Source organism: Exiguobacterium sp. s91 (assembly GCF_018618915.1).
In the GTDB taxonomy this organism is placed as follows: Bacteria; Bacillota; Bacilli; order Exiguobacteriales; family Exiguobacteriaceae; genus Exiguobacterium_A; species Exiguobacterium_A abrahamii.
On the sequence record NZ_JACSMZ010000004.1, the window covers coordinates 150,219 to 162,795 of the forward strand.

Here is a 12,577-nt window from a genome sequence, read left to right on the forward strand (position 1 = left end):
GATTACTTAGATATCGTAGCATGTCTCTTTTTCATTGTCCTCTATCAGTACTTCAAATGAATTAACTGTTATAAAACAATAGTTGACATTCGATTTCTGTACTAATACAATAAAATCAAGAAAAAAGATCATTGCGTTTACTTTGAAGGAGGAAAAACACATGGAACAACCCCTTTACCAAGAAGCATCTGCTGCATTCTATCGTGAGCTTCCCGTCAAGACGTGTGCCCATTGCGGAAAAGAGATGGATGAACAATGTGAATCCTATCAAACGGAATGCGATGAGTGTGCTGTAACAGAACACTAATAACACATGAAACAATCACTTACTTAGTGGTTGTTTTTTTATTTCTTTTAAACTCTTTCTAAATAAATCGATATTTTTTAGAAAAATCGATTTTCCGTCATCTTTTTGTCATCTGTTTGTTACAAAAGAAACAGTCAGAATGTTACATTATCTGTATATGATATTTTTTGACAAAAGGAGCGACAGACAACGATGGATCCATTTACCTCAAGCCACGCTAGCGAACTCGGTCCACGACCGCGTACAAAAAAAAGAAAGTTTTTCCCTCGATTTTTCTTACTTCTCACACTTGTTTTTCTCGGAGTTGGGGGATATGTCGCTTATCGATACGTTTTTACTCCTGAACAGCAATCCATTACGACAGGTAAATCCATTACTGAAGTACCTGTCGTCAATATGGAAAAAGCACGCGTGGAAAAATGGAATGGTGTGACGAAAAAAGTCGCTTATTTAACATTCGAGGATGGTCCATCCGCATTAACACCGGACTTACTTCGAACATTGGATCAACTTCAGACTCGTGCCACTTTCTTTTATCTCGGATCACAAGTAGATGCTTTTCCGCAAGAAGTCAAAGCTGCTGCTAAAGCTGGACACTATATCGGATTACACGGGGAAACACACGATTACGATACATTGTACGAAAAAGGAAAGTATGTCTCAGAGATGCAAAGTGTTCAGAAGAAAATCCATGAGTTGACGAAGCTAACACCACATTTGACACGACCACCTTATGGCTCTGATCCCGGCATCACGAAAAAAATGGCATCTGCCATTCATTCAGCAGACTTCCGTGTGTGGGACTGGTCAATCGATTCAATGGACTGGTATTACAAAGATAGTGCAAAAGAAGTAGCAAATACGGTCATTCGGCGAGCAGAGCGTCCGTTTGAAATCATACTCTTACATGAACAACCACAAGCCATCAAGGCACTTCCAGCCATTGTTGCCGGACTTCAGAAAAAAGGCTATCAATTCGCGATTTATGATGAAGATTTCCATATTCCGTACAACTTCGCGCAACACTCGAATTTATAAGGAGTTACTATCCAGATGAAAAAAACATTCGTAGCAGTACTGTTCCTGTCGAGCTTTGGACTCGCTGCCTGTTCCAACGATTCACCAGCCTCTCTTCATGAACAGCTAGAGCAACAAGTGAAAGGTGAAGAGAAGGCATTCACGCTAGCTGATCAACGTGCTCGTAAGGATGAAATTTCAGTTAATACGTACCAAGCCGTTCTTGATGCAGGTGCTGAAGAAATCAAACGCTCTCAAAATGAACGAGAGGAATTAGAAGCCTTAAATGACGAACGGCTTGCTTTATTGAAACAAGAAGAAACGTTACGTAAGGAAACGTACGCTGCACTCGATCTTGAAGAATTGAAGGATGCTGTCAACCAACTTGATGGTAAAGCAAAAACAGAAGGAACTGCCTTAGTGACAATCATCAAGGAACGCCAGCAGACATTTCAAACGTTCTCGAAAACGTATCGACAAGCGATGGACGCTGAAAAGAAAGTGCTTTCACGCTTGACGAAAAAACCGGATTTCGTTAAGATTGATGAGTCAACAGCGGATTTAAATCGTTTAACACGGAAAGCTACCGCGTCATTAAAGAAGTGGAATGCGCTGACCGTTCAGTATAATCAAACGAAAACCCAGCTGTATCGTTTGCTCGACACATCAACTCAATAAATCACACAGGTTGCAACCAAACCCTGTCCAAAAAACCTGGACAAGGCCCTGTTGCAACCTTTTTTGTGTGGTTTTTATTAAAAATGGAGGGAATTTATTCATGCATCGTTCAAAAGCAACCTTATTCGTTCTGATTGGCGCTATCAGTTATGGTGTCCTCTCAACGATCGTCAAACTCGCTTATGCCGCTGGATTTAACTCAGCAGCCGTTTCAGGTAGTCAATTTTTCTTCGGCTGGCTCATGATTTTCGGACTTGCCTTATTTACGAAAAATCTTCGTCTCGATCTCAAGACAGCTGGTCTGCTCATGCTGATCGGTATCTCAAGTGGTACAACCGGTTATCTGTACTATCAAAGTCTTCAGACTGTATCCGCATCCGTTGCGATCATTCTCTTATTCCAATTTACTTGGATCGGTGTCGTCATCGATGCGCTCGCATTCAGACGTTTACCTACTCGCGCGCATTTCCTGTCCGCGATTCTACTGATTGGCGGAGCCATTCTTGCGAGTGCCGCTTACTCGAGTCCACTCGATTTACGTGGAACATTATTCGGTCTTGGAGCAGCTGTCAGCTTCTCAATTTTCTTACTCGCTAGTGGACGCATCGCCAATCATTTACCCGTCATCAAGAAAAGTTTTTATATGATGACAGGTGGTCTTGCTTTCGTCATGACCATGTATCCACCGACGACATTCTTGTCCTCTGCGAACTTCGAAAATGGACTTCTGTTATACGCGATTCCGCTCGGTCTGTTCGCGTTGATTTTACCACCACTCTTATTTGCTGCTGGCGCACCTCATCTTTCCCCAGCAAGCGTTTCTTTACTTGGAGCGGCTGAACTACCGACAGCAGTCATCTGTTCTGTCTTAATTTTAGGAGAACATCTGATGAGTTCCCAATGGATCGGGATCGTCATCATCTTGATCGGAATCTTTTATCCAATCTATCGCTCAAGCAAAACAGCAGCTGTTGCGAACGTACAGCAAAACGACCTTTCCTGAGCTCAGGAAAGGTCGTTTTCTTTACTTCTGTCGTTTCATCGCATCCGCAACGAACTCGACGTCCGTGCCGATGATGATTTGCACGCTAGTCGCCCCCATCTTCATGACACCTTTTGCTCCAGCCGCTTTAATCGCTGCTTCGTCAATGATGCTTGGATCTTTGACTTGAAGACGTAAACGTGTCGCACAGTTGTCAATCGACGTGACATTTTCTGTTCCTTTTAGTCCCGCAAAGATGCGTGCTGCTTGTTGCTCATATTTATCGTCTGAATCTGTCAAAACGACTCCCGTGTCTGTGACGAGCGATTCATCTTCACGACCTGGTGTCTTCAGATCAAATTTCGTGATCATGAAGTAGAACAGGAAGTAATAGACGACCGCGAACGCGAGACCAACCGGGATGAGAAGTAATGGTTTTGTGGCAATCCCGAAGTTTAAGGCGTAATCAATGAAACCAGCCGAGAAGGAGAAGCCATGTAAAATACCGAGTAAGTTAACGATTGCCATCGATAGACCAGTTAAAACCGCATGAATGACATATAAAACAGGTGATAAGAACATGAACGAGAACTCGATTGGTTCCGTGATCCCTGTCAAGAAGGACGTCAGTCCAAGACCAATCATCGCTCCAGCAACTGCTTTTCGATTTTCTTTACGCGCAGCCATAACGATCGCAAAAGCTGCAGCCGGTAAGGCGAACATCATGATTGGGAAGAAGCCTGCTTGATAAATCCCAGCTGTCGGATCTCCAGCGAAGAAGCGCGCGATGTCACCGTTCGCGACCGTACCATCTGCTTTTTCATATGAACCGAAGACGAACCAGAAAATATTATTTAAGACGTGGTGTAAGCCGACAGGAATCAAGAGACGGTTAAAGAATCCAAACAGAGCAGCGCCTCCTGCACCAAGACCAACCATCCATTCACCAGCACCGTTGATGCCTTGCTCGATGAACGGCCAGACATAACCAAAGATGAAAGCAAGTACGAGCATGACCGCTGATGTAATGATTGGAACGAAACGACGACCACCAAAGAATGCTAACCAATCCGGTAACTTAATGTTATAGAACCGATTGTATAGAAGTCCTGCGACGATACCCGCGATGATTCCACCGAATACCGCCATATTAACGGTCGAACCGAGTGTCGCCTGATTCGCGATCGAACCAAGTGTCGCTCCGTCGACCTTGGTCGAGGAATCATTGACGATCGCAGCGATCGCATCATACTTCGCCTGAATCTGTGCGCTGGAATAATCCTTGTTCATCGAGTCGACGCCATTCTTTAAGACGAGATACCCGATGGCCCCGGCAAGACCCGCTGCCCCACTCGCATCGATCGATAGACCAATCGCGACACCAATGGCAAAAATCAGTGGAAGGTTATCAAAAATAGCCCCTCCTGCTGCTACCATCAACGGAATATCAAGCATATCCGCCGAACCTAACCGGAGCACGATCCCCGCAGCCGGTAATACTGCGATTGGTAGCATCAAGGCTTTACCAATTCGTTGTAGAAACTGCAACATACCTTTCACCCTTTCCTGAATAAAACGATAATGACAGAACAATGTAAACGCTTTTACGTTTTTAATTATTCCATATAAATATCTAAATGACTAGACCTTTATACAAATTATTCATTATCTTTTTTTATTGATATAAAAATTCATTATAGCAGACACTAAAAACCGGACTAGAGTCATTCTCCAGTCCGGTTTTTCTATTTAATTTCAACGGTCTTAGCGGCGATTTGTATCTTCAAAATTTTGTTGGACGTTACCGACTGTTTTCTTCGCCTCGCCTTTTACTTGATCTTTTTTACCTTCGCGTTCTGTTGATTTATCACCTGTTGCTTTCCCGAGCGCTTCTTTCGCTTTACCTGCTACTTTATCGACGAGACCATCTGCTTTTTTATTGAGACCACTGTTGTTTGACATAACCATTACCCCCGTTTAAAAGTTTTTTTTGCGATAGTTGTCTGTTCCCTTGTCACTGATTTTCAAACGTTTCCTGAAGAAAAACCAACACTCATCCAAACAAAAACAACAGTGAACATCTCGTCCACTGTTGTTCGATGAATCTATTCATTTACTGGGCGACGGAAACACCTAACACTTGTTCAATCCGTTCGAACGCCCAATCCAATTCTTCTTTTGTAATGACGAGCGGTGGTGCAAATCGAATGACTGTCTCATGTGTTTCTTTACAGAGCAAGCCTTTTTCTTTCAACGCTTCGCAATATGGTCGCGCTGCTTCTGTCAACTCAACACCAATGAATAATCCACGACCACGTACTTCTTTGATCATCGGGTTGTTGATTTGTTTTAATTTTTCCATGAAATACGTACCGAGTTCGAGTGAACGTTCCGGTAACTTTTCGTCTTCTAATACTTCAAGTGAAGCAATCGAGACGGCACAAGCGAGCGGATTGCCACCAAACGTCGAGCCGTGTGAACCTGGATTGAAGACGGAAAGGACATCTTTATTCGCAGCAACACATGAGATTGGGAATACACCACCACCCAGTGCTTTACCAAGAATGTACATGTCTGGTGTTACCTCGTCCCAATCAGAAGCAAACCATTTACCGGAACGACCGAGTCCAGATTGAATCTCATCCGATACGAGCAAAACATTCTGCGCACGACAGACTTCTTGCGCGTCCTTCAAGAAACCATCATAAGGAATTAAAATGCCCGCTTCGCCTTGAATCGGTTCCAAGATGAATGCCGCTGTATTTTCAGTGATTGCCTGCTTTAATGCCTCAAGATCGCCATATGGAATCGTCTTGATTCCAGGAAGAAGCGGTCCAAATCCCCGTTGGTATTCTGCTTCCGTCGACATCGAGACGGCTGTCATCGTCCGACCATGGAAGTTTCCTTCACAAACGATGATTTCAGCATCACCTGGAATTTGTTTGACTTCATATGCCCAGCGTCGTGCTGCTTTTACTGCTGTCTCGACAGCTTCCGCACCTGTATTCATTGGTAACACCATGTCTTTACCCGTCAATTGTGCTACTTTTTCATAGAAAAAGCCCAGTTGATCATTGTGGAAAGCACGTGACGTCAATGTAATCTTGTCTGCCTGACGTTTTAAGGCGTCGATGATCTTTGGATGACGATGTCCTTGGTTAACGGCTGAATAGGCACTTAGCATATCCATATAGCGACGTCCTTCAGGATCCGTAACGAAGACACCCTCAGCCTCTGAGATGACGATTGGGAGTGGATGGTAGTTATGTGCTCCGAACTGTTCTGTCTGTTGAATGATTTTCTCTGTTTGATTCATCGAAATTCCCCCTCATAACTCTTTAGAAAACGCTTTCAATGTTATTATAGCAGATTCTTTCACAGAATCTTCATCTAAAAAGTATCCGAGCGAAAGGATTCTAATGCGTAAGAATTGAATATATTGGGAAAAGACAAGAGAAGTGAACCGTCATCTCTTTTCAATATAAAGGAGCGTGCGCACGTAATGGACCGTTCGACCATTGATTCCTATGAAGTCGTCATTCAAGAATTCCCTTTACCCGCTTTCATATTGAATACTGACTTGACCATCCGCTCTTGGAATGAGCTAGCCGCACAGCAATGGGGCTGGACACAACAAGAAGTCGTGGGTCAGACTGTTCCACTTCTTGAACGGGAAGACATGGCATTCAGCCAGCAGATTTGGCATGCCTTCTTGGAGCGCCGTCAATCCGTCCAATTACCGAATGCCTCCTTATTGCATAAGACGGGCACTTCTGTAACGTCAACTCTCCTTTTGTCTCCTTTACTTGATGATACAGGAACTGTCATTGCCGCTTTTGCTTGCTGTATCCCTTCAGCTGAGCAACAAACGAATATGAAACCACTCTTCCAAGGATTGATGGATTTGCGTCATGCCTTCGATCAGATTGCTTCTGTCGCCGTCTTCGACGCACGAGGAACGATCACGTACGTGAATGATCAACTCATCGATGTGACAGGATATTGCTCTGAGATGCTTCTCAACCAGCCTTGGTCACTCATCCTAGATCCATCCAGTCCCGTCGTTTCGGGGATTCGTGCACAACTTCGTGAACGAAAAGCATGGTCTGGTCGCCTTAGCCTCACTTCGCAAACGGGCGAACGAAAACATCTCCAAGCGACGCTCATTCCGATCTATGATGCGAATGGCGTTCGCTTCCAACATTTGTTCATCGGGAACGACATCACGGAAACAACAGCACTTGAAGAAGAACTCGATTTTTTAGTACATCATCATGAGATGACGCATTTATTAAATAAACGAGGATTTTTACGCGAAGGCGAAGCATTATTCCGTTCTGCCGCGTCGCATGATCCGATTGCGCTCATCTTGTTCGATATCGATCGTTTCAAAGTCATCAACGATTCGTTTGGAACACATGTCGGCGATCAACTACTTCAAGCGATGGCAACACGCCTTTTGCAACATACGACAGGTGTACTCGCCTTTCATCCGACGAGTGATCTATTTGGTGTCTTGTTACCTGCACCGTCGAGCAATCTGCTTTTCCAATATGCTCGAAAACTACAACAAGCACTGCAGCGTCCTTATTATATCAACGGTCATTCATTGATCGTTTCTTGTACGTTCGGGATCACGGTCTATCCGTCCGAAGCCAAAACATTGGAAGATTTATATCGCCGGTCGGAAACAGCTCTATACGCAGGAAAATCGATTGGTACTGGAACGATCCAGTATTTAACGCACGAGATGGACACACAATTCACACGGAAAATCCAACTCGAGCGCTCCCTTTTCACAGCACTCGAAGATCAATCCCTTTATCTTGCTTATCAACCAATCATTGAACTTCAGACACAAGCCGTCAAAGGCTTCGAAGCGTTATTACGCTGGAATCACACGGCACTCGGGAGCATTCCACCAGATGAGTTCATCCCACTCGCTGAAGAAGCTTCACTGATCACACCTATCAACAACTGGGTCATCATCGAAGCATGTGAACAGCTCGCAAAATGGCAACAGACGATTGACCCTGAACTGACGATCGCAATCAATATCTCACCGCATCAGTTCCAAAGCGACTCCTTTATTCGAACGCTGCAACATATCGTAACGGAGCGACTCGTTTCACCATCTTCCGTTACGCTGGAGATGACAGAGAATATCGCGATCTTACAGACACAACGAACAGTCGAACGCATGCACCTCATCAAGTCGCTCGGCTTCCGTTTATCAATCGATGATTTCGGTACTGGTTATTCTTCTTTACAGTATCTCAGTGCTTTTCCAATCGACGAATTAAAAATCGATAAAGTATTCATTGATGGTCTGGCGACAAATGACCACGCTTTGCTCGATTCCATCATTCAACTCGGTCGCAATCTAGAGTTGAATCTTGTCGCTGAAGGTGTTGAGACAGAACACGCGTTAGATTATCTAAAAACGACATCATGTCAGCATATGCAAGGATTTATTTTCTCTGAACCTCTATCTGTACAGGATGTCGAAAAGAGATTCTTAACACCTTAATCAAAAAAGAAGTCACGGTGGATAACAATCACCGTGACTTCTTTTGCATAGCGTTTCTTACAATTGAATTTCTCCTACAACCATTCCGTAAACAGCTACTCCTGCTAAGACAACGAGAATCATACTGGCAATCCACTCATAACGTGACATGCCCGTCCGTTGCTGTTCTCGCTCTGCTAACGCATATGCGAGAATCCCTGGCGCATAGACTAATGCCGCGATGACGATGTACCAGATACCCGACGCATAGACGAGCCAAATTGAATACGCTGATGCGATGACAGAGAAAAGTAACATTTTCTGATTGCGCTCTTCTCGCGATGTCCGAATGCTATACAACGCTGACAATAAATATGGCAATAACGCACAAATCCCAGCGATACTCGACAGGACAAGATAGGTTTGTGCTGAGAAGAGTGCGATTCCAGCGACGACCTGTGTCGCGATTTGTGTAATCAACAGCGCACCGACTGGAGCACCTTTCCGGTTCGTTTTTGCGAATGCTTTCGGAAATGCGCCGTCTTTTGCAACGAGATACGAAATCTCCGATGCGAGAATCGTCCATCCGAGAAGTGCGCCGGATAGTGAGATAATCAAACCAATCATGATGATCGTCGCACCGACCGGTCCGATCGCTGCCTCTAATACATACGCCATCGTCGGTTCTTTTAATCCAGCTAGTTGTTCTTGACTGAGCACTCCGAGTGATAAAACGGAAATTAAGATATAGATGACAAGAACGCCAACAAGTCCTGTTACTGTCGCCTTCCCGACATCACTTCGGTTTTTGGCACGGCTTGATAAGACGACAGCACCTTCGATACCGACGAACGCCCATAGCGTGACGAGCATCGTTCCTTTTACTTGATCAAAAATCGAACCGAGTTCTGTTCCCTCTCCCCAGATATCCAAATTAAACGTTTTGATATTAAAAGCAATTCCTACTAGAAGAATGAAAATCAAGATTGGAACGAGCTTTGCGATCGTCGTAATCAAATTGACCAGCGTCGCTTCCTTGATTCCGCTCGAGACGAGCCAGAACAATCCCCAGATGACGACTATACTCATCAAAAGAAGGAATATTCGATTTTCTGCTGCGAAAATCGGGAAGAAATAACTAATCGCATTGAACACGAGCGTGATATTCGCAACTGTTCCGATCCACGCCGATACCCAGTATCCCCAAGCGCTGTTAAAACCGACGAAACGTCCGAACCCTTCACGCGCGTAGGCATAGATACCGCCTTCAAGCTCTGGTTTACTATTGGCGAGATGTTGGAATACTAGCGCGAGCATGATCATGCCAATCCCCGTTATACTCCACCCGATGAGGATAGGCCCTGCACTTGCACTTTGGGCCATTGCACCAGGAAGGTTAAAAGCTCCTCCACCGACCATGGAACCGATGACCATTGCAGCGAGCGCAAAGAATCCGATTTTTTGTTGATTCATGATGAGACACTTCCTTTTTCGTATATCTATTACATCTTACGTATATTCATTCGAAAGACACAAAAGTCATTATAACAAATCACCTTTTAAAGTAAAGAAAGGATTTGAGACAAATGAACTGGATTCATGTATTTCAGCTCGAAGACCTTCTAAAACTCCTGTTAGCCGCTACGCTTGGAATTTTCATCGGATTCGAGCGTGAAATCAAAAATAAACCGGTTGGTATACGCACTAGCCTCGTAATTACCCTGATCAGTTGCTTGTTAACCATCGTTTCCATCAAATCGGTCTTACTCTACCATGACATGGCGACGAATGTTCAGATGGATCCGATGCGTCTCGTCGCCCAAATCATTACCGGAATCGGTTTTATCGGCGCTGGTGTCATCTTACGTCGACCGCATGATATCGTCAGCGGATTAACGACTGCCGCTATTATTTGGAGTGCAAGCGGGATTGGAATCGCTGTCGGTGCAGGTTTCATCTGGGAGTCGATTTTTCTCGTTCTCTTTCTCTTCCTCTTACTGGAAGGTTTAACTCGGATGATGGGACGTATCAACAATAGTCGGTTCGAAGCAAATGTCCTCGTTGCGCATCTCTTACTTCCTTCCGGACTTGATCCGACGGACATCGTTCTTGCTCTTGAGCGTAAAGGTGTCCGTATTACGAATATGCGTTTACGTGGTAATCCCGTTCGATTGACGTTACGAATGTATTCCCCGCATAAGCTGACCTTATTCCTACTTTATGACTATTTGAAATCGCTTGGAATTGAGGATATAGACCTTGATCAGTGAGAATTATCTGAAAATTTATGTTGCATTTTTAATCACTTTCACTTAAATTAACAATATGTTCACATTTTTCTGAAATATTTAACACTAACTCTCGGGGGGTCATCGTTCCATGAATAAACCATCGAAAATCGCTTTTGCTGGACTTTCCAGCATCGCGCTTCTTGCTGTCGCTGCATGCGGGCAAGGAAATGACGAAAACACAAGCGGATCAGATTCGAAAAACAAAAAAAAGGAAGTCACACTCGTTTCGACGACGGATGTACCTCAGCTAGATCCGACGAAAACGACGGACTCGACTTCCATCATCGTCACGAACAACGTCTTTGAAGGGCTATATCGTCTTGATGGAGATAACAAACCAACACCTGGAATCGCGGAAAGCGTCGAAGTGTCGGAAGATAAAAAAACATACACATTCAAACTGCGTAAAGATGCGAAGTGGTCAGATGGATCAGCCGTCACAGCAGATGATTTCATCTATGCTTGGAAACGCGCACTTGATCCGAAGACAGCAGCAGAATACGCGTACATTTTACAAGATTTAAAGAACGCCAACAAAATCATGGCTGGCGACGCTGAACTTGATGAGCTCGGTGTCAAGAAAGTCGACGATCAAACACTTGAAGTCCAACTTGAAGCTCCAGCACCTTATTTCCTTGGTTTGACAAGTTTCCCAACTTACTTACCATTAAAACAATCATTCGTCGAAGATAAAGGCGATAAGTTCGCGACAAGTGTTGATACAATGGTCTTCAACGGACCTTTCGTCCTCGATAAGTGGCAAGCAAATGCTGGCTGGACATACAAGAAAAATCCAGATTACTGGGATAAAGCGAATGTCAAGATGGATAAAATCGATGTCAAGGTCGTCAAAGAAATCTCAACTGGCGTCAACCTGTTCGAAGCGAAAGAAGTCGACTTCGCACCAATTACGTCTGAGTTCGTTTCGCAGTATGAAAAATCAGATGATTACAAGACACGTCCAGATGCTCGGATCAACTTCCTTCGCTTTAACCAAAAGAATAAAGCTTTGAAAAATAAGAACATCCGAAAAGCGCTCGCGCTTGGTTTTGAAAAGCAAGGGATTACAGATGTCATCCTAAACGATGGATCAAAACCAGCAAACTTCATCGTCGCGAAAGACTTCACGTTTACACCAGATGGGGAAGACTTCCGCGCGAAATATCCAGATCTTCAAAGCTACGATGCTGACGCCGCGAAAAAAGCTTGGGATGCTGGCTTGAAGGAACTTGGTGTGAAAACAGTTGAACTCAGCATGCTCTCACGAGATGAAGATGCCTTCAAGAAGGTTTCTGAGTACTTAAAAGGAGATCTTGAGAAGCACCTGCCTGGTTTGACGATCAAAATCAAACAACAACCATTCAAAAACTTCCTCGAACTCGAATCGAAGGGAGATTACGATATCTCTGCGGCTGGTTGGGGACCTGACTACCAGGATCCAATGACGTTCCTCGATATGTGGTTAACGGATGGAAGCTTCAACCGGATGGAATACTCGAACAAAAAGTTCGATGATCTCATTAAAGGAGCAAAACAACAAGCAGATGAAGCGAAACGTTGGTCGGACATGCAAGAAGCTGAAAAAATGCTGTTGACAGAAGACTACGCCATCGCACCAATCTACCAAAAAGGGGAAGCTTACTTACAACGGACAAACATTGATAAATTGTACCGTCACCCATTCGGTGCCGATATGAGCTTTAAATGGATGGAAGTAAAATAACCCTTTAGAACATTGATGAACAAGTAGCGGACCTCGTTCCCTACTTGTTTTTTTATTTCCAGACGACATT

At 44.2% G+C, this 12,577-nt stretch carries 11 protein-coding genes; 7 read left to right on the forward strand and 4 right to left on the reverse strand.

Features of this window, described 5'->3' with window-relative positions; translation table 11 throughout:
• The first annotated feature begins 160 nt into the window (after positions 1-160).
• From yhfH to KNQ06_RS15255, 4 genes are all read left to right on the forward strand, one after another.
• Complete coding sequence (gene yhfH, locus KNQ06_RS15240) at positions 161-307, forward strand: protein YhfH (RefSeq protein WP_064505459.1); 147 nt, start codon at positions 161-163, stop codon at positions 305-307.
• A 411-nt stretch (positions 308-718) separates the two neighbouring features.
• A complete protein-coding gene (locus tag KNQ06_RS15245; RefSeq protein WP_353049204.1) occupies positions 719-1,345 on the forward strand; it encodes a polysaccharide deacetylase family protein in 627 nt (208 codons plus the stop codon).
• A gap of 15 nt (positions 1,346-1,360) precedes the next feature.
• A complete protein-coding gene (locus KNQ06_RS15250) occupies positions 1,361-2,002 on the forward strand; it encodes a YkyA family protein (protein ID WP_214725346.1) in 642 nt (213 codons plus the stop codon).
• A gap of 100 nt (positions 2,003-2,102) precedes the next feature.
• Positions 2,103-3,005 carry an EamA family transporter gene (locus KNQ06_RS15255; protein ID WP_214772474.1) on the forward strand — a complete coding sequence of 301 codons (903 nt, stop codon included), beginning with the start codon at positions 2,103-2,105 and terminating at the stop codon, positions 3,003-3,005.
• A 21-nt stretch (positions 3,006-3,026) separates the two neighbouring features.
• Here the strand turns inward: KNQ06_RS15255 and nagE are convergent, their stop codons facing one another.
• The 3 genes from nagE to KNQ06_RS15270 all read right to left on the reverse strand — a co-directional run bounded on the left by nagE (position 3,027) and on the right by KNQ06_RS15270 (position 6,300).
• Entirely contained in the window at positions 3,027-4,535 is a 1,509-nt protein-coding gene (nagE, locus tag KNQ06_RS15260) for an N-acetylglucosamine-specific PTS transporter subunit IIBC (RefSeq protein WP_023467140.1), read from the reverse strand.
• 213 nt (positions 4,536-4,748) lie between these two features.
• Positions 4,749-4,946, reverse strand: coding sequence for a CsbD family protein (locus KNQ06_RS15265; RefSeq protein ID WP_149426819.1), 198 nt, complete (start codon positions 4,944-4,946; stop codon positions 4,749-4,751).
• Between the two features lie 151 nt (positions 4,947-5,097).
• Positions 5,098-6,300, reverse strand: coding sequence for an ornithine--oxo-acid transaminase (locus tag KNQ06_RS15270; protein ID WP_029340787.1), 1,203 nt, complete (start codon positions 6,298-6,300; stop codon positions 5,098-5,100).
• Positions 6,301-6,486: 186 nt separating this feature from the next.
• On the opposite strand from KNQ06_RS15270, the gene KNQ06_RS15275 reads away from it, so the two are divergent.
• The gene (locus tag KNQ06_RS15275; RefSeq protein WP_149426818.1) at positions 6,487-8,514 is read left to right on the forward strand and encodes a sensor domain-containing protein; all 2,028 of its coding nucleotides are present in this window, start codon (positions 6,487-6,489) and stop codon (positions 8,512-8,514) included.
• Positions 8,515-8,571: 57 nt separating this feature from the next.
• Here KNQ06_RS15275 and KNQ06_RS15280 read toward each other — a convergent pair whose 3' ends face one another.
• Positions 8,572-9,969: a basic amino acid/polyamine antiporter gene (locus KNQ06_RS15280; RefSeq protein WP_208796388.1), complete on the reverse strand. Its 1,398-nt coding sequence runs from the start codon at positions 9,967-9,969 to the stop codon at positions 8,572-8,574.
• A gap of 110 nt (positions 9,970-10,079) precedes the next feature.
• Here KNQ06_RS15280 and KNQ06_RS15285 point away from each other — a divergent pair, with 110 nt between their 5' ends.
• Both KNQ06_RS15285 and KNQ06_RS15290 read left to right on the forward strand, forming a co-directional pair.
• Complete coding sequence (locus KNQ06_RS15285) at positions 10,080-10,763, forward strand: MgtC/SapB family protein (protein ID WP_149426816.1); 684 nt, start codon at positions 10,080-10,082, stop codon at positions 10,761-10,763.
• A 109-nt stretch (positions 10,764-10,872) separates the two neighbouring features.
• Complete coding sequence (locus tag KNQ06_RS15290; RefSeq protein WP_029340783.1) at positions 10,873-12,507, forward strand: peptide ABC transporter substrate-binding protein; 1,635 nt, start codon at positions 10,873-10,875, stop codon at positions 12,505-12,507.
• Positions 12,508-12,577: the final 70 nt, after the last annotated feature.